Below are 26711 nucleotides of genomic sequence, written 5' to 3' on the forward strand. Positions count from 1 at the left end.
ATAAGATAGAGCGGTGGCGCGAACGCATGTGAGCGCATCCCGCTCTATTGCCCCTCGTGTCCCTCGGCGGCCGGCACTCCTTCCTCGCCCGCGGCCATCGTCGGGTCGATGCACATCGAGTGATCGTCCATTTTGGCCATGATCGCCCGCACCTCGCCGAGCCCGAGCCTGACGACCTTGCCGTGGAACATGCCGGCAGCGTTTGCCGTGGCCTCGTTGTAGGAAGCGCGGAACGGTTCATCCATCCCCGGCACGCTCCGCGGACCGGGAGCGAAGAGCACCTCCGCGCCGATCGCCGCGCCGCGCACGCCCGCGCGATCCTCCGGCCCGGCGGCATCGAGCACAACCACCTGGTAGAGGTCAGCCTTCTCCCTGCCGGCGAGCGCGCCGGCGACGCGAAGCGCAGTGCGGACCCGGTCCGGCCCGCCCGCCCTGTCGGTCTTCACATGCATGCGGATCCAGCGCTGGCCCTTATGGTCGAGCTTCAACATGCGCAGCGTCGTGCATTCGAGGCCGGAGGCGGCAGGCGCCGTGAAACGGTTCAAGAGCTTGTCGCGGCCCACATAGACGGCAGCGCCGCCGGAGGCGGCGGAAACCCCGAGCGCCGCGGACAGAAGGATCACCAGCCGCTTCGAGGGGCGCAATTTGCTGAAAATAGCCTTCACGGGGGCGGCTCCGCTATCGTCGTCGGGGTTGCAAGGAGAGCGACCCGACGATAGACGAACGACCTTTCGGAAAGGTTTAAGCGGAAGGCATCCCTGCGGTTGACTTTCGCCCCTACCTTCTCCATTGCGCCGTGCACGAAGGAAAAGGCACTGGGTGCGGACCCGCCGGAGAAAGAAAGTCGCTATGCACAAGGTTATTCTCGATACGGATCCCGGCGTCGACGATGCCATGGCCCTCCTCTTCCTGCACCGTCACCCGGCCATCGACCTCGTCGGCATCACGACGGTTTTCGGCAATGCCTCGATCGAGACGACGACGCGCAACGCACTCTTCCTCAAGCGGTCCTGGAATACCGCGGCACCGGTCGCCAGAGGCATCGGCGAAACGCTCAATCCGGAGCGGACGCATGTCGGCTGGCCAACGGGCATTCACGGCGAGGACGGGCTCGGCAATATCGACGTGCCGGCGGAGATCGATCTGCCCCTCGATCCTCGCCCGGCGCATCGCTTCATCATCGAAACCGTGCGCGCCAATCCCGGCGAAGTGACGCTCGTCGCCGTCGGCCGGATGACCAACCTGGCGCGGGCGCTGCGCGACGATCCGGAAATCGCCGCGCTCGTGAAGGCGGTCGTGATCATGGGCGGCGCCTTCGACGTCCCCGGCAACATCACCCCAGCCGCCGAAGCGAATATCCATGGCGACCCGGAAGCCGCCGACGTCGTGATGACGGCGCCATGGCCCGTGACCGTCATCGGCCTCGACGTGACGATGAAGACGGTGATGACGCGCGCCGCGCTCGCCGACATCGCCGCCCGCGGCGGCGCGCCGGCGAGGCTCCTTGCCGACATCTCGCAATTCTACGTCACCTTCTACGAGCAGCATGTCGATGACGGCATGGTCGTCCACGACAGCTGTGCCTGCGCCTATGTCGTCGCGCCGGAACTGTTCACGACGCGCGGCGGCGCCATCCGCGTGCTCTGCGGCGGCATCGCCGACGGCCAGACCATCCAGAAGCCGGACGGACGCATCTTCCCGCCGAACGCCTGGGACGGACTGCCAAGCCAGAAGGCCTGCACCGACATCGATGCCGAGGCCGTGTTGAAGCTCATCTGCGAGACGCTGGCGGACGGGGATTAAGGGCCTTCCAAGAACGCCTCCCCAACCCCTCCCCACAGGTGGGAGGGGCTTCCCTTGCTGCACCGTCCTCGCTCCATTTCAACCCTTTATGCCCGGCATGAGGGCCGGAACTGGCAGACCATCGCCGCGTGCGCTGAAGCCCCTCCCACCTGTGGGGAGGGGTTGGGGAGGGGTCTTTTGCCCATGAATCCAAACCCGCGCCGCACGAAAAACCTGCGCCCATACTGGCAGACGCGCCCGCACCGGCTATCTTTCTCCGCATGAAGCCGGACACTCTCCTCTATCCAGCCCCCAAGGGTCTCTACTGCGCAAGCGGGGACTTCTACATCGACCCGGTGCAGCCGGTCGACAGGGCGCTCATCACCCACGGCCATTCCGATCATGCGCGCGCCGGACATGGGCATGTGCTCGCGACGCGCGAAACGCTCGACATCATGCGCCTGCGCTACGGCGACGGCTTTTGCGGCGCGGGCGAGATAGCGCAGTTCGGCGAGACGATTGCCATCAACGGCGTGCGGGTCCGGTTCCACCCGGCCGGCCATGTGCTCGGCTCGGCACAGATCGCCGTCGAGGCGGGCGGAACGCGGATCGTCGTCTCCGGCGATTACAAGCGCCGGCCGGACCCGACCTGCCCTCCCTTCGAGCCGGTCGGCTGCGATGTCTTCATCACCGAGGCGACCTTTGGCTTGCCGGTGTTTCACCATCCGGACGACGAAAGGGAAATCGGCCGGCTCCTGATGTCGCTGAAGCAGTTTCCCGAGCGGGCCCACGTCGTCGGTGCCTATGCGCTCGGCAAGGCCCAGCGTCTCATCGCGCTTTTGCGCCGGCAGGGCTACGACGAACCGATCCACATCCACGGCGCACTCGCCAGGCTCTGCGACTATTACCAAAGCGAAGGCATCGACCTCGGCGAGATCCGCCCGGCGACGCTCGGCCCGGGGAGCCGGCAGGATTTCGCCGGCAGCATCGTCCTCGGTCCGCCGGCGGCCTTCGCCGAGCGCTGGGCGCGCCGCTTCGCCGAGCCGCTCGCCGTCTTCGCCTCCGGCTGGATGCTCATCCGCCAGCGGGCGAAGCAGCGCGGCGTGGAACTGCCGCTCGTCATCTCCGACCATTGCGACTGGGCGGAATTGACCGCAACGATCCGCGAAGTCGCGCCGGCAGAAGTGTGGGTGACGCACGGGCGCGAGGAAGCGCTGGTGCGCTGGTGCGCGTTGCAGGGCATTCCGGCACGCCCGCTTCACCTCGTCGGCTACGACGACGAAGGGGAGTGACGGGATGAAGGCCTTTGCCGAACTGCTCGACCGCCTCGTGCTGACGCCGCAACGAAACGCCAAGATCCGGCTGCTCGTCGACTATTTCCGCAGCACCCCCGATCCGAGCCGCGGCTACGCGCTGGCGGCGATCGCCGGCACGCTCACCCTCAACGCGGTGAAGCCGGCGCTCATCCGCGACCTCCTCCTCGAGCGCATGGACGAGGTGCTGTTCCACTATTCCTACGACTATGTCGGCGATCTCGCCGAGACCGTATCGCTCGCCTGGGAGCCATCGCCCGGCGTCGCCGCCGCGGACCTTTCGCTCGGCGAGGTCGTCGAAAGGCTGCAGCAGGCCGGCCGTTCGGACGTGCGATCGCTGATGCGCGACATGCTGGACCGGCTCGACACCTCCGGACGGTTCGCGCTTTTGAAGCTCGTCACCGGGGGCCTCAGGATCGGCGTCTCGGCGCGCCTTGCCAAGCAGGCGCTGGCCGAGATGGGCGGCAAGGATATCGTCGAGATCGAGACGCTCTGGCACGGCCTGGCGCCGCCTTATCTGCCGCTCTTTCTCTGGCTTACCGGCCAGGCGGAGATGCCGGTGCTGACGACGCCCGCCGTCTTCCACTCGGTCATGCTCGCGACACCGGTCGGCGAGGGCGATCTCGAAGGGCTCGACCCGGCCGATTTCGCCGCCGAGTGGAAATGGGACGGCATCCGCGTCCAGCTCGCCAATGTCGGCGGCGTCCGGCGCCTCTATTCGCGCAGCGGCGACGAGATATCCGCGGCGTTTCCGGAAATCATCGAGGCGGCCGACATCGACGGGGTGATCGACGGCGAACTCCTGGTCGGCGGAACGATGCGCAGCAACCGCGCCACCGCCACCTTCGCCGACCTGCAGCAGCGGCTCAACCGCAAGACCGTCAACCGCAGGCTCCTCGAAGACTATCCGGCCTTCATCCGCGGCTACGACATCCTGTTCTCGGGGGAGCGCGACATCCGGTCGGAGCCGTTTCATGTCCGTCGCGCGGCGCTCTCAACCCTGATCGAAGCCGCCTCGCCCCAGCATTTCGACCTGTCGCCCCTCGTCCCCTTCTCGACCTGGGAGGAACTCGACCGCCTGCGCGCGGATCCTCCCGATCCGGTGATCGAGGGCGTGATGCTGAAGCGACTCGATTCGCCCTATCTGGCCGGACGGGCCAAGGGCCCGTGGTTCAAGTGGAAGCGGGCGCCGTTCAACGTCGACGCGGTGCTGATGTATGCGCAGCGAGGCCACGGCAAGCGCTCCAGCTACTATTCCGATTTCACCTTCGGTGTATGGGCGGAAAGCGATGGCGGGACGGCTCTCGTCCCGGTCGGCAAGGCCTACTTCGGCTTCACCGATGCCGAGCTCGAGATCCTCGACCGCTTCGTGCGCGACAATACGGTGGAGCGCTTCGGCCCGGTCAGGGCGGTGCGCGCCGAGCCCGACGCCGGCTTCGTCGTCGAGGTCGCCTTCGAGGGCATCAATCGCTCGACCCGCCACAAGTCGGGCGTGGCCATGCGCTTCCCGCGCATCGCGCGGCTGAGGCCCGACAAGCTGCCGCGCGACGCCGACCGGCTGGAAACGCTGCAGGCGATGATCGAAGCGAAGGCGTAAGACGGAGACAGGCTGCACAAGCTATATCAGCGAAGACGAATGAAGAATTGTTAAGGAGAGTCTGGAATGATCCAGGCTCGTTCGCGGCCGTCCTGCCTCGCCGTGCCCCGTGTCAACAAAGCGTATCAAGCCTGAATGTCCCGACCGTCGCGATTTCTAACTCCCAATTACCTTCCGGCGATCATCGCGACCTTCGTGGTAATCGTCGCCGGAATCCTTGCCGATAATCAGAACCAGCTCGTTTCGGAAGCGCGCATGCGCTCAGAGGTTGCGGATGAGCTCAATCCGATCCGCTCGACCCTCGAGAGCAGCATCAACGGCAATGTCCAGCTTGTCCGCGGCCTCGTCGGCACCATCGCCACCGAACCCGACATGCAGCAGCAGCGCTTTGCCGAGCTGGCGCGCAGCATCTTCAGCGAGCGGTCGCTGCTGCGCAACATCGTGGCGGCCCCCAATCTCGTCGTTTCGATGGTCTACCCGGTCGCCGGCAACGAGAAGGTCATCGGCCTCGACTACCGCGCCAACGACAAGCAGCGCGGCGCCGTCATGCGGGTCGTGATAACGGGGAAGATGGTGCTCGCCGGCCCGGTCGACCTCGTTCAGGGCGGCCGCGGACTGATCGGCCGTTTTCCGGTGACGATCGATCGCGGCGGCAAGAACCGCTTCTGGGGCGTGGTTTCGGCCGTCATCGACGTCGACCGCCTCTATGAGGATGCTGGCCTCGCCTCGCCGACGCTCGGCATCGACATCGCGATTGCCGGTCACGACGGGCTCGGGCGGGACGGCGCCGTCTTCTACGGCGATCCGGCGATCTTCGACAAGGCCCCGGTCCAGATGAGCGTGATGCTGCCCGGCGGCTCCTGGCGGATCGCGGCGATCCCGAAGGGCGGATGGCCGGCAACGGCGCCAAATGCGTGGCAGGTCCGCCTCCTCATAGCGCTCGGCGGCCTGATGATCGTCGCTCCGATGATTGTCGCCGGCCGTCTCACCGCCGAACGGCAGGCGAACATTCGTGCCCTGGAACAGAGCAAGGACCAGCTCCAGGAGCTGTCGCATCGGCTTAGGATCGCGCTCGACACCTCCGAGATCGGCATCTGGGAACTCGATATCGACAGCGGAAGGCTCCTGTGGGACGACCGCATGAAGGAGCTCTACGGCATCGGCAAGTCGGTCCGCGGGATTTACGAGGACTGGAGGGATACGCTCCATCCGGACGATCTCGATCGCGCCGAGGCGGAGTTCGCCGAGGCGCTCGCGACGGGCGGGGCCTACAATACCGAATTCCGAATCCGCCTGCCCGACGGCGACGTCCGTCACATCCGTGCGATCGGCTCGACCTATGTCGGCGCGAACGGCAACCGCAAGATCGTCGGCGTGAACTGGGACGTGACGGGCGACGTCGAAACGCGCGCGACGCTGTCGGAGGCCAAGCGCCTCGCCGAGGCCCACAGCGCCGAACTGGAAGCCGCCCGCCATCGCATGGAGTTCAACGCGCTGCACGATCCGTTGACCGGCCTGCCGAACCGGCGCTACCTGGACCAGGTCCTCGCCGACCGCGGCCGGCATTTCGGCACCCGGGCAAAGCTCAGCATCTTCCATATCGACCTCGATCGCTTCAAGCAGATCAACGACACGATGGGCCATGCGGCCGGCGACGAGATTCTCCGGCACGCGGCAAACCTGCTGCGGGCGAGCGCGCGCCGCGACGATTTCGTCGCCCGGATCGGCGGCGACGAATTCGTCATCATTCGCGCCAGCGGCGGCCCCGACGAGGACGCGGCGCTCGCTTCGCGCGTCATCGAGGCGATGAGCGTCCCGGTGCGCTACAAGGACCAGGAATGCCGCGTCGGCGTCAGCATCGGCATTGCCGCCCAGGCGCGCGTCGCGGAAGACCTCTCCCAGATCCTCGTCAACGCCGATATCGCCCTCTACGAGGCCAAACGGCGCGGCCGCAACCGGCACGAAACCTTCACCGGGGCGCTGAAGACCGCGGTGTTCAAGACCAAGCAGACCGCCGACGAGATCCTGCGCGGCCTCGAGCAGAACGAATTCGTCGCCTATTTCCAGCCGCAGTTCTGCCCGAAGTCGCTCGACATCATCGGCGTCGAGGCGCTGGCGCGGTGGGACCATCCGACCAAGGGCCTGCTCGGGCCGCATGCCTTTCTGAAGACGGCGGAAGACATCAACGTCGTCGCGGCGATCGACCAGAAAATCCTGGAACAGGCGCTTTTCCAGATCTGCCGCTGGGAGGCGAACGGCATTCACATTCCGAAGATCTCGGTCAATCTTTCCTACCCACGCCTGCGGGACGATGGCCTGATCGGGCGGCTGGAGCAGATGTCCATCCCCGAAGGACGGCTCTCCTTCGAGCTGCTCGAATCGATCTCCTTCGACGAGAACGACGTGACGGTGATAGCGAACATCCGGCGCATCAAGGAGCTCGGCATCGATATCGAGATCGACGATTTCGGCACCGGCTACGCCTCGATCCTCAGCCTCCTGAAACTCACGCCGCGCCGGCTGAAGATCGACCGGCAGCTGGTCCTGCCGATCCTCGATTCACCGGCTGAACGGCGGCTGGTGGAGTCGATCATCGACATCGGCACGTCGCTCGGCATCGAGGTAATCGCCGAGGGCGTCGAAACGCTCGAGCATGCCCGCATCCTCAAGGAATTGGATTGCCACGGTCTGCAGGGCTACGCCTTCGCGCGGCCGATGAGCGCCAACGAAATCGCGACTTTCGTCTTCGAGCGGAGGTGGCGCGCCGCCTAGAGCGGGATGCGCTCAAATGCGTTCGCGCCACCGCCCTGTCTGTTTGTTTTTGCCGCATTTGTGCGACGTCAGGTGATTCCCACCTGACTGCAAAATGCTGGAGCTCACGATGATTTGAGGTCGGATCGGCCAAAGATCACGAACGTGATCGTCTCCAAGAGCCTACAGCGCCGCGCGTCTTATCAGACGCGCGAAGGCCGCTGTAACACTTTGAATTGCTGCATGTCTTTGTCCTTGGATCGAGGTCGATTCAAGAAGACATGCAGGCGCGCCGGGCGATGACACCTCTGCCGCCCTTTTTCTTGCCTTCAGGCTTGGCAGCCCTGCGGAAAAAAGTCATAAAAACAGAGGCCTCCCGCCGCTTCGCGGACGATGTGAGCACGTCTGCGATCACCGCCTGGCGGCAGTCTTTCCGGGACCGGAAGTCCCGATCTCCAACACACCCACAAGGGGACAGAACGATCGAATACGCGGAGAAATTGCTTTCTGTTTTCATTCTCGCCCCCTTTGCGGGAAGCCTCATCGCAACCTTCTTTCCGTCCGATCAGCGCGGTGCCACGGCCTGGTTCGCAGGCGCGATCGCGCTTGTCTGTTTCCTGCTGAGCGCCGGCCTCTATCCCTTCGTCGCCACCGGCAACGTGCTCCGTCTCGAACTCGCCTGGGTTCCGGAACTCGGCCTCAGCTTCACCTTGAGGATGGACGGCTTTGCCTGGCTCTTCTCCGCCCTGATCACGGCCATCGGCGTGCTCGTCGTTCTCTACGCCCGTTATTACATGGCCGAGGAGGATCCCGTTCCGCGCTTCTTCGCGCTCTTCCTCGCCTTCATGGGCTCGATGCTCGGCATCGTGCTTTCCGGCAACCTCATCCTGCTTGCGGTCTTCTGGGAAATGACGAGCATCGTCTCCTTCCTGCTGATCGGCTATTGGCATCACAATGCGCACGCGCGCGACGGTGCCCGCATCGCGCTGACCATCACCGGCATGGGAGGGCTGGCGATGCTGGTCGGCCTGGTGATCATCGGCCGGATCGTCGGCAGCTACGATCTCGACGCGGTGCTGGCGTCGGGCGACGCGATCCGCAATCATCCGCTCTACGGCACGGTGCTCATCCTCATCCTCCTCGGCGCATTGACGAAGAGCGCCCAGTTCCCCTTTCACTTCTGGCTGCCGCATGCCATGGCGGCGCCCACACCGGTTTCGGCCTATCTGCACTCGGCGACGATGGTGAAGGCCGGCGTCTTCCTGCTTGCCCGGCTCTGGCCGGTGATGGCGGGGACGGAAGCCTGGTTCTGGATCGTCGGCCTTGCCGGCCTCGCGACGCTGGTGCTCGGCGCCTATTTCGCGATCTTCCAGCAGGACCTGAAGGGCCTGCTCGCCTATTCCACGATCAGCCATCTCGGCCTCATCACGGTCCTCCTGAGCCTCGGCAGCCCCCTTGCCGCCGTCGCCGCCGTCTTCCACATCGTCAATCATGCGACCTTCAAGGCCTCGCTGTTCATGGCGGCCGGCATCATCGACCACGAAAGCGGCACGCGCGACATGCGCCGGCTGAGCGGCCTTTTCCATTACATGCCGATCACCGCCACCCTCGCCATGGTGGCGAGCGCGGCGATGGCCGGCGTGCCGCTGCTCAACGGCTTCCTGTCCAAGGAGATGTTCTTCGCCGAAGCGATCGAGACGCATCTCGTCAATGCGCTCGACACCGCCACGCCCTATGTCTCGACGATCGCCAGCATGTTCGCGGTGACCTATTCGCTCCGCTTCATCCACAGCGCGTTCTTCGGCCCGCCGCCGACGGACCTGCCGAAGAAGCCGCACGAGCCGCCGCGCTGGATGCGCGCCCCGGTCGACTTCCTGGTGCTCGCCTGCCTCGTCGTGGGCATCATCCCCGCCCAGACGATCGGCCCTTTCCTGCACACGGCCGTCGTCTCGATCCTGCGCGACGACACGCCCCAATACAGCCTTGCCGTCTGGCATGGCTTCAACGTCCCGCTGATCATGAGCTTCGTCGCCCTTTCCGGCGGTGTGGGCCTCTATTTCATGATGCGCTCCTATCTCGCGACCGGCATCGAAGGCCCTCCGGTCTTCCGCCTCCTGCAGGGAAAGCGCATCTTCGAGCGCGTGCTGGTGACGCTGTCGTGGAAATGGGCCCGATCGCTGGAGCAGGGGCTTGGAACACGGCACCTGCAGCCGCAGATGCGCCTCCTCGTCTTCATCGCCCTGGCGGCGGGGGCATTGCCGCTCGTCATCGGCGGCTTTCACCTGCCGCCGCTCGTCATCCGCGGCATCGATCCCGCCTTCGCCCTGCTCTGGGCGATCGGCATCGGCTGCGCGGTGGGTTCGGCCTATCAGGCGAAGTTCCATCGCCTCGCCTCGCTGGTGCTCCTCGGCGGCGCCGGGCTCGTCACCTGCATCACCTTCGTCTGGCTCTCCGCCCCCGACCTCGCGGTCACCCAGCTTCTCGTCGAGATCGTCACGACCGTGCTCATCCTGCTCGGATTGCGCTGGCTGCCGAAACGCATCGAGGAGCCGAGAGCCGCCGAGGATATCACGATCAAGACCCGCCTGAGGCGCCTGCGCGACTTCCTGCTCGCGACGGCGGCGGGCGGCGCGATGATGCTCATCGCCTATACGATGATGACGCGGCCGCTGCCCGATACGATCGCCGACTACTTCCTCGCGCGCGCCTACCGGGAAGGCGGCGGCACCAATGTCGTCAACGTCATCCTCGTCGATTTCCGCGGCTTCGACACGCTTGGCGAGATCGCCGTGTTGTGCATCGTCGCGCTGACCGTCTTCGCGCTGCTGCTGCGCTTCCGCCCGCAGGCCGACAGCCTGGAAGCGCCAGAACAGCAGCGGCTGCAGAACGCCTTCGACGACGATCATCCCGAGCGGACCGCGGGCGACAGCGTAGCCGAGTATCTCTTCGTCCCGTCGGTGATCATGCGCTGGATGTTCCCGGTGACCGGCATGCTTGCCGCCTATCTCTTCCTGCGCGGCCATGACCTGCCGGGCGGCGGCTTTGCCGCCGGCATCGCCCTCTCGATCGGCTTCATCCTGCAATACATGTCCGGCGGGACCCGCTGGGTGGAAGAGCGGCTGCGCATCCACCCGCTGCGCTGGATGAGCATCGGCCTCTTGGTGGCGACGGCAACGGGCGTCGGCTCGTGGCTGTTCGGCTATCCGTTCCTCACCTCGCGCGCCGAATACGCGACGCTGCCCGTCATCGGCAAGGTGCCGCTCGCAAGCGCCATCCTCTTCGACCTCGGCGTGTTCTCGCTGGTGCTCGGCGCCACCGTGCTGATGCTCATCGCGCTCGCGCACCAGTCGGTCCGCGCACCGCGGGCTTTCGCCCGGGCCGCGCGCACGGAGAAGGAGGCGGCACGGTAATGGAGCTCATTCTTTCCGCCGGCATCGGGGCGCTCACGGCGTCCGGCGTCTATCTTCTCCTGAGGCCCAGAACCTACCAGGTGATCATCGGGCTGTCGCTCATCTCCTATGCCGTCAATCTCTTCATCTTCGGCATGGGCAGGCTCCGGGTGAACGCGCCGCCCGTCCTCGAACCGGGCGGGATCGGCGATCTTGCGCGCTATACCGACCCCGTTCCGCAAGCGCTGGTGCTGACGGCGATCGTCATCGGTTTCGCCATGACGGCGCTGTTCCTGGTCGTGCTGCTTGCCTCGCGCGGCTTCACCGGCACCGACCATGTCGACGGCAGGGAGCAGCCCAGTGACTGACTGGCTCGACCACCTCATCATCCTGCCGATCCTCGTGCCGCTCGCGGTCGCCGCGATGCTGATCCCGATCAACGAGCGCGAGCGCATGCTGAAAGGCGCGATCGGCTTCGCCTCCACGCTCGTCGTCTTCGTCGTGGCGGTTATCCTGATGCGCTTCGCTGCGGCCGGCCCGGACAGCCTGCCGGGAACGGGTGTCTACCAGCTCGGAAATTGGCCGGCGCCCTTCGGCATCGTGCTCGTTCTCGACCGGCTGTCGGCCTTGATGCTCTGCCTCGCGAGCGGGCTCGCGCTTGCCGCGCAGGTCTATTCCATGGCGCGCTGGCACACGGCCGGACACCACTTCCACTCGCTGTTCCAGCTTCTGGTCGCCGGCCTCAACGGCGCCTTCCTGACCGGCGACCTGTTCAACCTCTTCGTCTTCTTCGAGATGATGCTCGCCGCCTCCTACGGCCTGCTGCTGCATGGCTCGGGCCCGGTGCGGGTAAAGGCGGGGCTGCATTACATCGCCGTCAACCTCGCCGCCTCGGCGCTGTTCCTCATCGGCGTCAGCCTGATCTACGGGGCCACCGGCACGCTCAACATGGCCGATCTCGCGACGAAGATAGCGGGCCTTGCGCCCGACAGCCGAAGGCTCGTCGAGAGCGGCGCGGCGGTGCTCGGCGTCGCTTTCCTCGTCAAGGCCGGCATGTGGCCGCTGAGCTTCTGGTTGCCGACGGCCTATGCGGCTGCGACGCCGCCCGTCGCCGCCGTCTTCGCGGTGCTGACGAAGGTCGGAATCTACGTCATCATCCGCCTGCACCTGCTCCTCTTCGGCGCGGCGGCGGGCACATCTTCCGGTTTCGGCCAGGACTGGCTGATCGTCGGCGGCATGCTGACGATCGCCTTCGGCGGCATCGGCGTCCTCGCCTCGCAGGCGATGGGGCGCCTCGCCGGCTATTCCGTTCTCGTCTCTTCCGGAACGCTGCTCGCCGCCCTCGGCCTCGGCCATCAGGCGATGCTCGCTGGTGCGCTCTTCTATCTGGTGAGCTCGACGCTGACGATCGCCGCCTTCTTCCTGCTCATCGAACTCGTCGAACGCGGTCGCGATGCCGGTGCCGACGTCCTGGCGGTGACGATGGAAGCCTATGGCGATTTCGACGAGGACGAGAAGGAGGAAGAGGTCGGCGCCGCGATACCTGGCACGATGGCGATCCTCGGCCTCTGCTTCTGCCTCTCGGCGGTGCTCCTGTCCGGCCTGCCGCCGCTCTCGGGATTCATCGCCAAGTTCGCGCTGCTGCGCGGCCTTTTCGCCATGCCGGGCAGCGACCTCGCGACAGCGATGTCGGCCGCCGACTGGACCTATGTTGCGCTCCTCATCCTGTCGGGGCTTTCCGCCATGATCGCCATGAACCGCATCGGCATCCGCACCTTCTGGGCCTCCATCGAAGGGACGATCCCGCGCGTCGTCGTGATCGAGATCACGCCGGTCGTGGTTCTCCTCGCCGCCTGCATCTTCCTGAGCCTCGAGGCGGGACCGGCCATGCGCTACATGCAGGCGACCGCCGATGATCTCTTCCAGCCGATCGTCCACAGCGAGCGGGTGCTTTCGGCGCCGCGGGCGGGAGGCCGATAGCCGATGCGCACCTGGTTCCCCTACCCGCTGCTGTCGACGGGCCTCTTTCTCATGTGGCTGCTGCTCAACCAGTCGGTGGCGCCCGGCTCGATCCTCCTCGGGATCGTCGTCAGCACCGGCCTTGCCTGGGTGGCGCTGAAGCTGCAGCCGAGGCGGTCGCATCTCGGCCGTTGGTGGCGGCTCCCCGGCTTCGGCCTCGCCGTCGTCGCCGATATCGCCCGATCGAACCTCGCCGTCGCGCTCATCATCCTGCGCGCGCGCCGGCGCCCGTCCAGGGCCGGTTTCATGACCGTCGACCTCGACCTCGAGGATGAGAACGCGCTGGCGCTGCTTGCCTGCATCGTGACGGCAACGCCTGGCACGGCGTGCCTGGAATTCGATCGCCGCAGCAAGGTGCTGCTCCTCCACGTGCTCGACATCGAGAACGAGGAACTGTGGCGGCGGACGGTCAAGCACTACGAGGCCGAACTGAAGGAGATATTCCAATGATGGGACTTGCGATCGTCTGGTCCGTCCTGCTGGCGCAGATCATGATCGCGCTCGCCATGGCCTTTGCACTCTACCGCATCGCCAGGGGACCGCGCGCCCAGGACCGCATCCTCGGCCTCGACACGCTCTACATCAATGGGATGCTGATGCTCCTGACCTACGGCATACGGACGGCGAACACGCTCTATTTCGAGTCGGCCCTGATCGTCGCCGTGATCGGTTTCGCCTCGACAGTCGCCTTCGCCAAGTTCCTGATGCGCGGCGAGGTGATCGAATGAGCCATCTGACCGACCTGCCGCCCTGGGCCGCGATCGCCGTTTGCGGGCTGATGCTTCTCGGCGCGGCGATAACGCTCGTCGGCTCGCTCGGCCTGCTGCGCCTTCCAAGTTTCTACGAGCGCCTGCATGCCCCGACGATGGCGACCAGCGGCGGCACGATCGTCATCTGCCTGGCATCGATGCTCTGCTTCGCGGTTCTGCAGAGCCGCTGGATCGTCCACGAGTTGCTGATCATCTTCTTCGTCACCGTGACGACGCCGGTGACGCTGATGCTGCTCGGCCAGGCCGCCCTCTACCGCGACCGCTTCGAGGACCGCAAGGACGTTCCCCGCAAGCCGAGACCCGCCCCGGACGAGGGTGCGCTGTAGCTACGCGCCTGCCTGACGGAACCAGAGAGGATCCGGGCGGGACGGCACCCCCTCTGCCCTGCCGGGCAGGCGGTATCGACGCCCGTTATTCCCGCCCGCGGAAGCGGCGCTGATAGGCGGGGTCGTAGAGCGAGCTTTCGCGGAAATCCGACGCTTCCAGCCCCGGCCCGACGAAGATCAGCGCCGTGCGTTCGATCGGTTCGGCGGCCACCTTCTCGGCGATATCGCCGAGCGTGCCGCGCACCACGCGCTCGTCCGGCCAGGACGCCTTGACGACGATCGCCACCGGGCAATCGGCGCCGTAGAGCGGCGTCAGTTCCTCAACGACCCGGTCGAGCGCATGAATCGCGAGGTGGATCGCGAGCGTCGAGCCGGTGGCGCCGAAGGCCGCAAGCGTCTCGCTGTTCGGCATCGGCGAGGCCCGGCCGGAAACGCGCGTCAGCACCAGGGTCTGGGCGACCGCCGGGATCGTCAGCTCGCGGCCGAGCGTCGCCGCCGCGGCGGCAAAGGCGGGCACGCCGGGCGTCATCGTATAGTCGATCCCGTGCTTCTCAAGCCGGCGGATCTGCTCCGCCACCGCACTCCAGACGGAGAGATCGCCCGAATGCAGCCGCGCGACATCCTCGCCGGCTTCCGCGGCGCGCACGTATTCCGCCTCGATCTCGTCGAGCGACATCGGCGCCGTATCGACGATGCGGGCGCCGGGCGGGCAATATTGCAGGAGCTCGGGCGAGACGATCGAACCGGCATAGAGGCAGACGGGGCAACGGCCGATCAGATCCCTGCCCCTGACCGTGATCAGGTCTGCCGCGCCGGGCCCGGCGCCGATGAAATGAACCGTCATAGTCTGTCCTCTCGAGATTCGGTCTTGACCCACGACCATTGCGTGACCGGCATGGCCGGGCGCCATCCCGTCATGGTGCCGACGGGTGCCGCGCGGGCGATGTCGATGCGGATCAGCGAGCCGCCGAGCCGCGCATGACGGGCGATGAGCCCCGCCTCCATCTCCGTCGTCACGGCATTGGCGACGAGCCGCCCGCCCGGCCGGAGCGCGGCGATCGCCGCCTCCATAACGCCCGGCTCGCTGCCGCCGCCGCCGATGAAGATCACGTCCGGCTGCGCAAGCCCCCGCAGCGCGCCTGGCGCCTCGCCTTCGACGACGACGAGCCCCGGCACGCCGAAGCGGGCGGCATTGCGGCCGATTCGCGCCGCGCGCTCCGGCGACGCCTCGATGGCGATCGCCCGCATCGCCGGATCGGCGAGCATCCATTCGATGGCGATCGAGCCCGAGCCGGCGCCGATGTCCCACAGGAGCTCGCCCTTGCGCGGCGCCAGCGCCGAGAGCGTCAGCGCCCGCACCTCGCGCTTGGTGATCTGGCCGTCGTGCTCGAAGAGCTGGTCGTCGAGACCGCTCGCAAGCGGCAGGACGCGCGCGCCCTTGTCGGCAATCACCTCGACGGCACAGACATTGAGCGAATGAACGCTTTCCAACGCAAAGCCGGCAGCGGTGTGGCGCGTGATGCGTTCCCGTTCGCCGCCCAGCGCCTCGAGCACCGTAAGCCGCGACTGACCGAAACCGCTGTCGGACAACAAGGCGGCGAGCGCCCTCGGGCCCTCCTCATCCGATGTCAGCGCCAGCACGCGCGCGTTCGGCTGCAGATGCGGGCGGATGAGGTCGAGCGGTCGACCGTGCAGCGAGGCCGTCGCCACGTCCTGCAGCGCCCAGCCGAGCCGCGAGGCGGCGAGACTGAAGGCGGAGGGCGCCGGGATGGTCCGCATTTCGCGCGCATCGATCCGGCGAGAAAGGGTGGCGCCCACGCCATGGAGAAAAGGGTCGCCGGAGGCGAGCACCACGACGGGAGTGCCCCGCCGCGAAACGATCGCCTCGACGGATTTTTCGAAGGGGCTTTGCCAGGCCTGGCGCTCCCCCGTCATCAACGGCGCCGCGAGCTCGAGATGCCGCGCTCCGCCGAAAACCACCGGTGCCGCCGCGATGAGCCGCTTGGCCTCGTCGCCGAGACCGGCTACACCGTCCTCTCCGATACCGATGACGATGAGCCAGGGAGCGACGATGGCCGGGACGCCGTTCGACATGTCAGCCATGGACAGACCTCGCATCCTCATTCTCGGCGGCACCACCGAGGCGCGCGCGCTTGCCGAACGTCTCGCGGGCGATCGACGCTACGCAGCGGCTATCTCGCTTGCCGGCCGCACGGCCGATCCGCGCCCGCAACCCTTGCCGACACGCATCGGCGGCTTCGGCGGCGCGGAAGGGCTCGCCGCCTTCCTGCGCGCGGAGAAGATCGCTCTCCTCATCGACGCGACGCACCCCTTCGCCGCCCGCATTTCCGTGAACGCCGCCGCGGCGGCGGAGACGACCGGAACGCCGCTTTTCGCGCTCCGGCGCCCCGCCTGGGAGCAGCAAGCCGGCGATCGCTGGACGCCTGTCGAAAGCGTCGCGGAGGCGGTCTCCGCCCTTGGCGAGGCACCGCGCCGCGTCTTCCTCGCAATCGGCCGCCAGGAAGCCTTCCACTTCGAGAGGGCTCCGCAACACAGCTACGTCGTGCGCAGCGTCGATCCGGTGACGCCGCCGCTCGATCTGCCCGATGTCACCGCCATCCTCGCTTCCGGCCCCTTCGCGGAGGCCGACGAGATGAAGCTGCTGGTCGAACACCGCATCGACGTCGTCGTCGCCAAGAACAGCGGCGGAACCGCCACCTACGGCAAGATCGCCGCGGCGCGGCAACTCGGGCTGGAGGTGGTGATGGTCGAGCGCCGCAAGCCTGCCGACGTGCCGTCGGTCGGCAATTGCGACGAGGCGCTCGAACGCATCCATCAATGGCTTTCCCCGAAGGATCGCGGCGTGTAGACGAGGTCCGGCCTGCCGTCACGGGCGATGATGCGCGTCTCCGGCGAGCCGATGATCACGCAGGTCGCCATGTCGGCGCGCTCTGCGTCGGCCTCGCCGAGCGGCATGACCGTGATGCGCTCGTCCGGCCGGCCGGCTGCCCGGCCGAAGATCACCGGCACGCGGGCCGGCAACACCTCCCTGAGGATCGCGAAGGCCTCGCCGAGCTGCCAGGGCCGCGCCTTGCTGATCGGATTGTAGAGGGCGATGACCAGCCCCGCCTCGGCCGCGAGCCTCAGCCGCTTCGTGATGACGTCCCAGGGTTTCAGATTGTCCGACAGCGACATGGCGCAGAAGTCATGGCCGAGCGGCGCGCCGATCCGCGCGGCAACGGCAAGCATGGCCGTGACGCCGGGCGTGATCGTGAGATCGACAGCGCGCCATTCCGCCGGCCCCCTGTCGATCGCCTCGCAGACGGCGGCGGCCATCGCGAAGATGCCGGGATCGCCGCCGGAGACGACGCAGACGTCGACGCCTTCGGCCGCACGGGCAAGCGCCGCCTGGGCGCGGTCCAGTTCCTCGCGGTTGTCGGAGGCGATCCGGCGCTGGTCCGCCCTGAGGTGCAAGCGGTCGAGATAGGGACCATAGCCGAAGAATTCGGTCGCAACCGCGATCGCATCCCGCGCCTCCGGCGTCATCTGTGCCGGATTGCCCGGACCGGTGCCGACGATGAAGAGCTTTCCGGTCATGCTCTCTCCTCGCTGCCGGGCCTGTCCTTCCAACCGGGAACGAGCACCAGCGAGAAATAGGGCGCCTCGTCGTCGGGCTTGTCGCCGAGCGCAACCATCGCCGCGTTCTTCATCGTGCCGCGCTCGACATAGACGGCGGCATCGAGCCGGCCGGCGGCGGCAAGCGCCCGGCGGATCTTCGGCAGATTGCGGCCGACCTTCATGATGACGGCGGCCTGCGTGTCGGAGAGACGGCGCTGAAGCTCGCCCTCGCCCATCGTGCCGGGAAGCACCGAGAGCACGTCGTCGCCCTGCACCAGCGGCAATCCCGCGAGCGACCAGCAGCCGGACATGGCGGTGATGCCCGGAATGACCTCGACGGGGTATCGCCCGGCAAGCCGCACGTGAAGATGCATGTAGGAGCCATAGAAGAGCGGGTCGCCTTCGCTGAGCACCGCGACCGTGCGCCCGGCTTCCAGATGCGCCGCGATCGCCTCGGCGGAGGCATTGTAGAAATCGGTGATCAGGCGCTTGTAGGCCGCCTCGTCCTTGTCGATCTCGGTCGTCACCGGATAGTAGAGCGGCAGTTCGACGAGGCCCGGCTTCAGCAGGCCCTCCACCACGGCGCGGCCGTTGCCGTTGCGCCCCGCCTTGGCGAAAAAGGCGACGACATCCGCCGCGCCCAGCGCCCTGACCGCCTTCACTGTCAAAAGCTCCGGATCGCCGGGACCCGTTCCCACGCCGATCAGCCGGCCGGCTGCAGCCGCGCTCACAGGCCCGGCCTCGCCAGCGAATTCAAAGCCGCGGCGGTCATCGCACTGCCGCCGAGACGGCCGCGGACGATCGCGAAGGGAACGCCGTAGGAATGCTCGGCGAGCGCATCCTTCGATTCCGCCGCGCCGACGAAGCCGACCGGCATGCCGAGGATCGCCGCCGGCTTCGGCGCGCCGTCGCGCAGCATTTCCAAGAGATAGAAGAGCGCCGTCGGCGCATTGCCGATGGCGACGACCGAGCCGGCCATGCGTTCGCCCCAGAGCTTCAGCGCCGCGGCCGAGCGGGTATTGCCGATCTCGGTCGCGATCGCCGCCGTGCGCGGGTCGCGCAGCGTGCAGATCACCTCGTTACCGGCCGGCAGACGCGCCCGCGTCACGCCGTGCGCCACCATCTCCGCGTCGCAGAAGATCGGCGCACCGTTCTTGAGGGCCGCGCGCGCGGCGGAGACGAAATCCGGCGAGAAGACGAATTGCCGCGCCGCCTCGACGGAGCCGCAGGCATGCACCATGCGGACGGCAAGGTCGGCCTCCTCCTCCGAGAAACCGGAAAGATCGGCCTCGGCCCGGATGATCGCGAAGGAACGCTCATAGATGGCGTTGCCGTCGCGGATATAATCATAATCAGGCATTTCTATTCCTGTTCGAACGCTTGAGCGATGCGCGCGGTCCCGAGCCGTGTAAGACAGGAGAGCGCCGATTCGCCAGCGTCTTTGTTTTCCCGCACCAATGCGCCGAGCGCTGCCAGCGCGGACCTTATTCCATTGTCATCCCTGTAGGCGCTCGGCGCGACGGAAGCAGTACCATTTACGACAAGCGCATATCCTGATGGCGCACCGACGAGCGTCAATGGGGAAGCCGCCGGCCTGGCGCATCCCTTGCCGCAGCCGGAGAGATGCATGGCGAGCGAGCCGTCGAGCAGATCGGGCGCGGCCTCGACCAATAGCCTGGCCGTCGCCTTGGTGTCCATCAGCGCCGACGCGCAGGCAAGGCCGGCGCAGGTGGCGATGGGATTGCGCCGATCGTCCGCCGCGACGAGGAAGCCGTACGAGGCCGCGAGGCGTTGCGCCAACGCGGCGGTCTCGCCGGAAAGTCCGAGGACGAAAAGGCCATGCCGCGGCGCGAGGCGCATCTCCCTCGCGCCGAGTTCCTGCGCCTGTCGGACGAACGCGGCCAGACCGGCCGCCTCGGCCTGGGCGAAGGCAAGGCCGAGGCCGAGCACGACGCCGGCAGCGCCGAAATGGTGGATGCCCGCCGGCAGCGGCGGTACGCTTTCGGTGGCCGCCGGCAGGGCGGCACCCGGGTACCAGCGGAGGCGGAGGCGGTCCGCATCGAGATCGCGGCCGCGGGCGGCGGGAGCGAGTGCGCAGAGCTCCGCAAGGATTTCCATGACCGCCGAAACGCATTCTTCCGCTTCCAGGAGAGCGATCGGTCTTGCCGAGCGCGCCGTGCCGCCGACCGAAAGCAGCCAGCGGGCGCCATCCGGGCCATCGAGCGCGCTAAGGCGCAGATCGGCGGCGACATCGCCAAGATGGAAGCGACCGCCGCCATCAATGACGATGGAGAGTTTCGGCGCCAGCCGGAGCGTCGGCTGCGCGCAAGCGATCTGCGCGCTCAATGCGCGCGCGAGCGGCCGGGGATCGGCGATCTCGTCCGGGTCTATTCCGGCCAGCGGCGGCGTCTCGATCGCGACGCCCTCGGCAATGGCAATGCCCGCCTCGCCGATGGCGGCGGCAAGCGCCTGCACGGTCGATGCGGTCAGACCGCGGATCTGCAGGTTGCCGCGCGCGGTGATCTCGATGATGCCGTTGCCGCACGCGGCAGCCGCCGCGGCAAGCGCCTCGATTTCCATCGGCGTCAGGCCGTCGGTCGCGGGCCTCAGCCGCACGAGCAGGCCGTCCCCGGTCTGCATGGGGCTTGCGAGCGACGGGCAGGCGCCGCGTCGCATCGAAGCACCGGTTCCGGCCGGGCCAGGGCTGGGCAGAGCGCAACGCGTCATCGTCTTCGTCATCCTTCTCGGAGCGCCCGCCATGCCCGGCGGGTGCTCCTGCTGGAGCCCATATCACAGGCGCCTGCCTTGAGAGAGATCAAGGATCGGCGGCGGCAGCATCCTGGAGCGGAATGCGCTCCCATGGTTCGCGCCACCGCTCTGCCTGCCTGTTTGCCGCATTATGCGACGTCGGGTGATTCCACCTGACTGCAATGCTAGTCCTCGAAATCGGCGCCCTTGCGCAGCAGATAGATGTCCATGATCCAGCCCATGCGCTCGCGCGCCGCCGCACGTGCCTCGAGGATATCCTCCTTCACCTCGGCAAGCCGCCCGGAAATGACGATCTCGTCCGGCGTTCCGAGATAGGCGCCCCAATAGATCTCCGCGTCCGGATCGTCGATGTTGCGGAAGGCCTGCTCGCCGTCGAGCATGACCACCGCCGTCTCGCTCTTCTGAGGAAAGCTTTCGGCGAGCCGCCGGCCGGTGGTGATCTCGACCGGCTTGCCGACGAGATTGAGCGGTATGCGATGACTGGCGCAAAGCGCCTGCAGGCTGGTGATGCCGGGAACGACCTCGAAATCGAAGGCGACCTGGCCCCGCGCTTTCACCCTTTCGACGATGCGGATCGTGCTGTCGTAGAGCATCGGATCGCCCCAGACGAGGAAGGCGCCGGCCTGCCCGTCCGCAAGCTCGCTCGCAAGCAGCGTCTCGTAGGTCGCGGCGATGCTCGCATGCCAGTCGTCGACGCTCTGGCTGTAGCTGCGCCCCTCGGTCTGGCGAACCGGCACGGCGAACTCGACGGTGCGGCTGTCGCTCCGGGTGACGTAGCGGCCACAGATCTCGCGGCGCACTTCGGCTAGCTCCGTCTTCTTCGCGCCCTTGGTCGGAATGAACAGCACATCGGCACGGTTGAGGGCATTGATGGCCTGGACCGTCATGTGTTCCGGATTGCCCGCGCCGATACCGATGATCAGGATGTGCCGCATGCCTCTCCTCCATCTGCCGGGCGCGTTGCGCCCTCGGGCGATGTCCGTCTTTGACGGATCGAGGTCGCCGGCGCAAGGCCAATCCGCGCCACGAAGCGGAACGTCTGCGTCAGCGACCGTGCTATCGTTCGACCGCGAGCGGCGGGTCTTCCGGGAGCTGCCAATCGATCGGCTCGAATCCCTTCGATTGGAGGAAAGCATTGGCCTTGGAAAAGTGCCGGCAGCCGAAGAAGCCCGAATGGGCCGAAAGCGGTGACGGATGCGCCGCCGTCAGCACCAGATGCCGGGATCGGTCGACGAAGGCCGCCTTCCGCTGCGCGTAGGAGCCCCAGAGCATGAAGACCACCGGCTGCTCCCGCTCGTTGATGGCGCGCACGACCGCGTCGGTGAAACGCTCCCAGCCCCGCCCCTGATGCGAGGCGGCCCGCCCCCGCTCGACGGTCAGCACCGCATTGAGGAGCAGCACGCCCTGGCCGGCCCAGCTTTCCAGGAAGCCGTGGCGCGCCGGCGCAATGCCGAGGTCGTCCCGAAGCTCCTTGTAGATGTTGACGAGCGAGGGCGGTATGCGCATGCCGGGACGCACGCTGAAGCAGAGCCCGTGCGCCTGGCCGTCGCCATGATAGGGATCCTGCCCGAGGATGACGACCCGCACCCGGTCGAGCGGCGTCAGGTCGAGCGCCCGGAAATATTCGCTGCCCCTCGGGAAAATCTGCCGGCCCTGCTCCTTCTCGTCCATGAGGAAGCGCTTGAGGTCGGCCATATAGCTGTGGCGGAACTCCGGCGCCAGCACGGCCTTCCAGGTCTCTTCCAGCCGGATCGTCGCATCCATGGCATGTCTCCCGCTTGTTGCGTGCCTCGGGAATTTAGCCGCGCGAGCGCCCGCCGCAAGCGCTCCCATGACCTTCGCCGTCTCGGTTCACCGTTTTGATGACGCCGCAGGGGAGCATTGTATTTCTTCGGATATAGCGCTAACCAGAACACGGAAGCGTTATATTCTCGAAAATATCACGGACGGAGACAGGCATGGCAAGGGGACGCAGGGATTCGATCAAGGCTTTGGGACTCATGGGTTTGGTGCTGGCGCTCGGCATCACCTTTGCCGGCGCGGCTTTCGCACCGGCCCGGGCGGCGGAACAGGTGACGGTGTTCGCCGCCGCCAGCCTCAAGAACGCGCTCGATGCGGTCAATACCGAATGGGAAAAGGAAACCGGCAGGAAGACGACGGCCTCCTATGCGGCAAGCTCGGCTCTGGCGAAGCAGATCGAACAGGGCGCGCCCGCCGATATCTTCATCTCGGCCGACCTCGCCTGGATGGACTATCTCGCAGAGAGGAAGCTGGTAAAGGGCGACACCCGTTCCAACCTCCTCGGCAATCGCATCGTCCTCGTTTCCGGCCAGCCGGACGCCGAAGCCGTCGAGATCGGGCCGGGCCTCGATCTCGCCCACCTCCTCGGCGACGGGCGCCTGGCGATGGGCGCGGTCGATTCCGTTCCCGCCGGCAAATACGGCAAGGCGGCACTCGAGAAGCTCGGGCTCTGGGCAAGCGTCGCCCCAAAGGTTGCCGGCGCCGAAAGCGTGCGCGCCGCCCTGCTCCTCGTTTCGCGCGGCGAGGCGCCTTACGGCATCGTCTACCGGACCGATGCCGCGGCCGATCCGGGCGTGAAGGTGGTCGGCACATTCCCGGAAGACAGCCACCCTCCGATCGTCTATCCGATCGCCATCACCGCAGAGAGTAGCAATGCCGATGCGGCCGCCTATCTCGATTTCGTCAAATCGCCCCGAGCGGCCGCACTCTTCGAGGCTCAGGGCTTCACGGTGCTGGAATAGGCTCGCATCTTGCAGTAGTCGACATGAGGGGAGCACGAACTTGGAATGGACGGCACTCACCGACGCCGAATGGACGGCCGTGCAACTCAGCCTGCGCGTCGCAACCGTCGCGATGCTCGCGAGCCTGCCGCTTGCGCTTCCTGTCGCCATGGCGCTTGCGCGCGGGCGCTTCTGGGGCAGGTCGGTCCTGAACGGCCTCGTGCACATGCCGCTCATCCTGCCGCCGGTCGTCACCGGCTTCGCGCTCCTCCTCATCTTCGGCCGGCGCGGGCCCATCGGCGCCTTCCTTGCCGAGCATTTCGGGCTCGTCTTTTCCTTCCGCTGGACGGGGGCGGCGCTCGCCTGCGCGGTCATGGGCTTCCCGCTGATGGTGCGCAGCATTCGCCTCTCGATCGAAGCGGTCGACCGCAAGCTCGAGGATGCCGCCGCAACGCTGGGCGCCGGCCCCGGCTGGGTCTTCCTGACCGTGACATTGCCCCTGATCCTGCCCGGCATCCTCGCCGGCATGGTCCTCTCCTTTGCCAAGGCGATGGGCGAGTTCGGGGCGACGATCACCTTCGTCTCCAACATACCCGGCGAGACGCAGACGATCGCCGCCGCGATCTACACCTTCACCCAGGTGCCGGGCGGCGACGCGGGGGCGATGCGCCTCGCCGTGATCTCGATCATCGTCTCGATGACCGCCTTGATGCTGTCGGAGATCCTCGCCGCGGCCGCGGCGCGGCGGACGGTGGCCGCATGAGGCTCGAAGTCGAGGCACGCCACCGCATCGGCTCCTTCACGATCGACGCCGCTTTCGGGTCGGAAGGCGGCGTGACCGCGCTTTTCGGCCGCTCCGGCTCCGGCAAGACCTCGCTCGTCAACATCATTGCCGGGCTGCTCAGACCCGATCGCGGCCGCGTCGTGCTCGACGGCAAGGTGATCGCCGACAGCGAGCGGGGCACCTTCACGCCGGTCCACCGCCGCCGCTTCGGCTACGTGTTCCAGGAAGCCCGGCTTTTCCCGCATTTGAGCGTCCGCCGGAACCTCGCCTATGGACGCTGGTTCGCGGGCATGGCCGGGTCCCGACCGGAATTCGACAGGGTCGTCGCGATGCTCGGCATCGGCCACCTGCTCGAGCGCCGTCCGGGGACGCTCTCGGGCGGCGAGCGCCAGCGTGTCGCCATCGGCCGCGCGCTGCTTGCCGCGCCGCGGCTGCTGCTGATGGACGAACCGCTGGCGGCGCTCGACGACGCCAGAAAGGCCGAAATCCTCCCCTATCTGGAGCGGCTTCGCGACGAGACGAGGATACCGATCGTCTATGTCAGCCATTCCGTCGCGGAGGTCGCGCGCCTGGCGGAGCGTGTCGTCGTCGTCGACAATGGACGGGTCGAGGCCTCCGGCGACGTTGCCGCAATCCTCAGCCAGCCGGCCGCCGCGCTCGCGACCGAACGGCGCGAGACGGGCGCGCTCGTCGAAGGCGTCGTCGAGGGTCAGGACGACCGGCATGACCTGACGCTGGTACGCGCCGGCCGCTGCCTCATCCGCGTCCCACACCTCGTCTCTTCGCCGGGGCATGCCCTCAGGCTCTACATCGCCGCCCGCGACGTCATGCTCGCGACGGCGCGCCCGGAAGCCATCAGCGCCCTCAACGTGCTCGAGGGCACGGTCGTCGATCTCTCGCCGGTCGGAAAGGGCAGCGTCGACGTCCGTGTCGATTGCGGCGGCAACATGATCGTCGCGCGCATCACCGCTCTTTCGCGCGAAACGCTGGCACTCGCACCCGGAAAAACGGTGCACGCCATCATCAAGACCGTCGCCCTCGATTATTAACGCGGCCGCGCGACCAACGATGCAATCGCAGGTTATCGCGCAGAATCGCAGCACCCTCCCTTTAATCCCTAGAGAATTGATATTACGCAAATTTTTGATGCGCGTGCGTGGAGCTGTCGCTGCAAAAACCAGCGGCAGCTCCACGCATAGTAGCAACTTGGTAACCAGTGAAATGCAATAATCACGTGCATATTGCGCATCGAGCGCACTTTCGGTTGCGAGCCAGCCTGGGACGGTGGCGTTTGCAGCGAGTGAACGCGATCGCTGCCGAGCGAATGATTCGATCGGTCCCCCTCAAAGCTCACCAAACAGGAGCCATGACGACTTCTGGGTCCCCCTATTGAGAGAACCAGAATGAAACGATCGTCCATTTCAATACGCGCCAGCCTACTGGCCATTGTTTCTCTGCTGTGCCTCTCGGCAATTACCTTGGCCGGGCGTGAAGCCTTCCATGCCTGGACCAAGCTCGTAGATGCCGGCCAGGTGGAAGTCAGCAACAAGACATCCGATCTCCTGCTTTCCGCAGCCGGGCACTGGGCGGTCGAGCGGGGCATCGTCAATGCGGCACTTGCGGGTAAGGACCCTGCGTCGACAGAGACCAGAGAGGCAATTCAGGAGCGTCGGGCGGACGCCGACGCCGCATTGGCTCAGGCATTACAGCGGATCGAAGAAGCCGATGCCTTCGACGCCAGCGACAGAACGGTGACCAACACAAAGGTGCTGTTGGAGCAGATTATTGACATCCGCCGCCGCGTGGACGCGGAACTCGACAAACCGCTCGCAAGTCGGGACAGCACCCTCTCGGAGCAATGGGTATCGACCATGACGTCGCTCATCATGGCGTCCCAGAATCTGAGGGTCGCCGCGCAATTTCAACCGGACACGATCGAAACGAACATCAGCCAAATTCAGGATGCCAGAGGCGCAATCTGGACCATGAGCGAATATGCCGGACGGGAGCGCGCGCTCCTTGGTCGTGCGGTATCGAGTGGAAAGGGGCTGGATATCGAAACGCTGCAGACGCTCGCCACCTACCGCGGACGCGTCGAGCAATCCTGGCTGGCCGTCGCCCCCTATCTGTCGCGAAAGGATGCCGATTCCGAAGTGATGTCGGCAGCCGCGGCCGTCAATGAAACGTTCTTCGATAGTTTCGAGGCCACACGCAAGGCAGTCTATCAGGCGGGTATTTCAGGCACGCCTTACCCCCTCGACGCCGATAAGTGGATTGCGGAGGCAACCGGCGCGATCGACACCTTGCTTGCCCTGGCGCACAAGACCGGGGAGGCAGCGGACAGGCTGACCGCCGCGTCCGCCGGCGATGCCCATGTCACGATGATCGCAAACGGCGCCGTTCTTCTTGCCGGATTGGCTCTGGCGGGAATGGCGTTCAAGATCGTGCTCGGCGGCGTGCTGCGGCCGATGGCGCGCATCACCGACTGTATGACGGCGCTTGCGAAAGGCGATCTCGGCACCGAAATTCCCTTCACCGAGCGGACGAACGAGATCGGCGAGATGGCCCGGGCCGTCGAGGTGTTCAAAGAGAACGGCATCAAGGTGCGCGAGCTCAACGCCCAGGAAGCGGCGCTGCAGGCAAAAAGCGCCGACCTGCAGTCGAGCATCGGCGAGGTGGTCCAGGCGGCGGTCGCCGGCGACTTCACCCGGCGCATCAGCAAGGACTACGACAATGCCGACCTCAACCGCTTCGCCGCCCAGGTCAACGAGCTGGTGACCTCGGTCGACCGCGGCGTCGCCGAAACCCGACGGGTCATCTCGGCGCTGGCCGAGGGCGATCTCACCCAGTCG

General features: G+C 66.7%; 25 protein-coding genes. 15 read left to right on the plus strand and 10 right to left on the minus strand.

Annotated elements, in window-relative coordinates; genetic code table 11:
* Positions 1-44: 44 nt before the first annotated feature.
* Complete coding sequence (locus ATB98_RS25525; protein WP_066878824.1) at positions 45-665, minus strand: hypothetical protein; 621 nt, start codon at positions 663-665, stop codon at positions 45-47.
* A gap of 184 nt (positions 666-849) precedes the next feature.
* Here ATB98_RS25525 and ATB98_RS25530 point away from each other — a divergent pair, with 184 nt between their 5' ends.
* The 4 genes from ATB98_RS25530 to ATB98_RS25545 all read left to right on the plus strand — a co-directional run bounded on the left by ATB98_RS25530 (position 850) and on the right by ATB98_RS25545 (position 7464).
* Entirely contained in the window at positions 850-1803 is a 954-nt protein-coding gene (locus ATB98_RS25530; protein WP_066878826.1) for a nucleoside hydrolase, read from the plus strand.
* 260 nt (positions 1804-2063) lie between these two features.
* Positions 2064-3074, plus strand: a complete 1011-nt coding sequence (locus tag ATB98_RS25535) for a ligase-associated DNA damage response exonuclease (RefSeq protein ID WP_066878828.1) — start codon at positions 2064-2066, stop codon at positions 3072-3074.
* Positions 3075-3078: 4 nt separating this feature from the next.
* Positions 3079-4692: a cisplatin damage response ATP-dependent DNA ligase gene (locus ATB98_RS25540; RefSeq protein ID WP_066878830.1), complete on the plus strand. Its 1614-nt coding sequence runs from the start codon at positions 3079-3081 to the stop codon at positions 4690-4692.
* A gap of 135 nt (positions 4693-4827) precedes the next feature.
* The gene (locus tag ATB98_RS25545) at positions 4828-7464 is read left to right on the plus strand and encodes a bifunctional diguanylate cyclase/phosphodiesterase (protein ID WP_066878832.1); all 2637 of its coding nucleotides are present in this window, start codon (positions 4828-4830) and stop codon (positions 7462-7464) included.
* 250 nt (positions 7465-7714) lie between these two features.
* Here ATB98_RS25545 and ATB98_RS29240 read toward each other — a convergent pair whose 3' ends face one another.
* Positions 7715-7960, minus strand: coding sequence for a hypothetical protein (locus tag ATB98_RS29240; protein WP_153435684.1), 246 nt, complete (start codon positions 7958-7960; stop codon positions 7715-7717).
* Between ATB98_RS29240 and ATB98_RS25550 the strand changes: the two genes are divergently transcribed.
* Genes ATB98_RS25550 through mnhG form a run of 6 tightly spaced genes read left to right on the plus strand, consistent with a single transcriptional unit; the run spans position 7944 to position 13947 of the window.
* On the plus strand, positions 7944-10853 hold the full coding sequence (locus ATB98_RS25550) for a monovalent cation/H+ antiporter subunit A (protein WP_066878834.1): 2910 nt from the start codon (positions 7944-7946) through the stop codon (positions 10851-10853). The two genes, ATB98_RS29240 and ATB98_RS25550, sit on opposite strands and share 17 nt — an antisense overlap.
* Positions 10853-11200: a Na+/H+ antiporter subunit C gene (locus tag ATB98_RS25555; protein WP_066878836.1), complete on the plus strand. Its 348-nt coding sequence runs from the start codon at positions 10853-10855 to the stop codon at positions 11198-11200. Before ATB98_RS25550 ends, ATB98_RS25555 begins: the two co-directional genes overlap by 1 nt.
* Positions 11169-12812, plus strand: a complete 1644-nt coding sequence (locus ATB98_RS25560) for a monovalent cation/H+ antiporter subunit D (protein ID WP_066878838.1) — start codon at positions 11169-11171, stop codon at positions 12810-12812. The genes ATB98_RS25555 and ATB98_RS25560 overlap by 32 nt, the downstream gene beginning before the upstream one ends.
* A gap of 3 nt (positions 12813-12815) precedes the next feature.
* A complete protein-coding gene (locus ATB98_RS25565) occupies positions 12816-13301 on the plus strand; it encodes a Na+/H+ antiporter subunit E (RefSeq protein ID WP_066878840.1) in 486 nt (161 codons plus the stop codon).
* Positions 13298-13579 carry a K+/H+ antiporter subunit F gene (locus tag ATB98_RS25570; RefSeq protein ID WP_066878842.1) on the plus strand — a complete coding sequence of 94 codons (282 nt, stop codon included), beginning with the start codon at positions 13298-13300 and terminating at the stop codon, positions 13577-13579. Before ATB98_RS25565 ends, ATB98_RS25570 begins: the two co-directional genes overlap by 4 nt.
* The gene (gene mnhG, locus ATB98_RS25575; protein ID WP_066878845.1) at positions 13576-13947 is read left to right on the plus strand and encodes a monovalent cation/H(+) antiporter subunit G; all 372 of its coding nucleotides are present in this window, start codon (positions 13576-13578) and stop codon (positions 13945-13947) included. Before ATB98_RS25570 ends, mnhG begins: the two co-directional genes overlap by 4 nt.
* Before the next feature lie 85 nt (positions 13948-14032).
* Here the strand turns inward: mnhG and cobM are convergent, their stop codons facing one another.
* Positions 14033-14791, minus strand: coding sequence for a precorrin-4 C(11)-methyltransferase (gene cobM, locus ATB98_RS25580; protein WP_066878846.1), 759 nt, complete (start codon positions 14789-14791; stop codon positions 14033-14035).
* Positions 14788-16041, minus strand: coding sequence for a bifunctional cobalt-precorrin-7 (C(5))-methyltransferase/cobalt-precorrin-6B (C(15))-methyltransferase (locus tag ATB98_RS25585; RefSeq protein WP_066878848.1), 1254 nt, complete (start codon positions 16039-16041; stop codon positions 14788-14790). Before ATB98_RS25585 ends, cobM begins: the two co-directional genes overlap by 4 nt.
* Between ATB98_RS25585 and ATB98_RS25590 the strand changes: the two genes are divergently transcribed.
* Entirely contained in the window at positions 16019-16816 is a 798-nt protein-coding gene (locus ATB98_RS25590; RefSeq protein ID WP_066878850.1) for a cobalt-precorrin-6A reductase, read from the plus strand. The two genes, ATB98_RS25585 and ATB98_RS25590, sit on opposite strands and share 23 nt — an antisense overlap.
* Here the strand turns inward: ATB98_RS25590 and ATB98_RS25595 are convergent.
* From ATB98_RS25595 to ung, 6 genes are all read right to left on the minus strand, one after another.
* The gene (locus ATB98_RS25595; RefSeq protein WP_066878852.1) at positions 16783-17544 is read right to left on the minus strand and encodes a precorrin-3B C(17)-methyltransferase; all 762 of its coding nucleotides are present in this window, start codon (positions 17542-17544) and stop codon (positions 16783-16785) included. The genes ATB98_RS25590 and ATB98_RS25595 overlap by 34 nt on opposite strands.
* On the minus strand, positions 17541-18296 hold the full coding sequence (locus tag ATB98_RS25600; protein WP_066878854.1) for a precorrin-2 C(20)-methyltransferase: 756 nt from the start codon (positions 18294-18296) through the stop codon (positions 17541-17543). The genes ATB98_RS25595 and ATB98_RS25600 overlap by 4 nt, the downstream gene beginning before the upstream one ends.
* Positions 18293-18925, minus strand: coding sequence for a precorrin-8X methylmutase (locus tag ATB98_RS25605; protein ID WP_066878855.1), 633 nt, complete (start codon positions 18923-18925; stop codon positions 18293-18295). Before ATB98_RS25605 ends, ATB98_RS25600 begins: the two co-directional genes overlap by 4 nt.
* Before the next feature lie 2 nt (positions 18926-18927).
* Positions 18928-20292, minus strand: coding sequence for a precorrin-3B synthase (gene cobG / locus ATB98_RS25610; RefSeq protein WP_066878878.1), 1365 nt, complete (start codon positions 20290-20292; stop codon positions 18928-18930).
* A gap of 206 nt (positions 20293-20498) precedes the next feature.
* On the minus strand, positions 20499-21269 hold the full coding sequence (gene cobF, locus ATB98_RS25615) for a precorrin-6A synthase (deacetylating) (RefSeq protein WP_066878857.1): 771 nt from the start codon (positions 21267-21269) through the stop codon (positions 20499-20501).
* 121 nt (positions 21270-21390) lie between these two features.
* Positions 21391-22098: a uracil-DNA glycosylase gene (gene ung, locus ATB98_RS25620; protein ID WP_066878860.1), complete on the minus strand. Its 708-nt coding sequence runs from the start codon at positions 22096-22098 to the stop codon at positions 21391-21393.
* Positions 22099-22292: 194 nt separating this feature from the next.
* Here ung and modA point away from each other — a divergent pair, with 194 nt between their 5' ends.
* From modA to ATB98_RS30270, 4 genes are all read left to right on the plus strand, one after another.
* The gene (modA, locus tag ATB98_RS25625; RefSeq protein WP_066878861.1) at positions 22293-23096 is read left to right on the plus strand and encodes a molybdate ABC transporter substrate-binding protein; all 804 of its coding nucleotides are present in this window, start codon (positions 22293-22295) and stop codon (positions 23094-23096) included.
* 40 nt (positions 23097-23136) lie between these two features.
* Positions 23137-23838 carry a molybdate ABC transporter permease subunit gene (gene modB / locus ATB98_RS25630; RefSeq protein WP_066878863.1) on the plus strand — a complete coding sequence of 234 codons (702 nt, stop codon included), beginning with the start codon at positions 23137-23139 and terminating at the stop codon, positions 23836-23838.
* Positions 23835-24908 (plus strand): molybdenum ABC transporter ATP-binding protein, encoded by a 1074-nt coding sequence (modC, locus tag ATB98_RS25635; RefSeq protein ID WP_066878865.1) that lies wholly within the window; start codon positions 23835-23837, stop codon positions 24906-24908. The genes modB and modC overlap by 4 nt, the downstream gene beginning before the upstream one ends.
* A 354-nt stretch (positions 24909-25262) precedes the next feature.
* Positions 25263-26711 (plus strand): nitrate- and nitrite sensing domain-containing protein (locus ATB98_RS30270; protein ID WP_234782025.1); only part of this gene is annotated, 1449 nt, incomplete at its 3' end.

The sequence above is a fragment of the Sinorhizobium saheli genome, assembly GCF_001651875.1.
GTDB lineage: Bacteria > Pseudomonadota > Alphaproteobacteria > Rhizobiales > Rhizobiaceae > Sinorhizobium > Sinorhizobium saheli.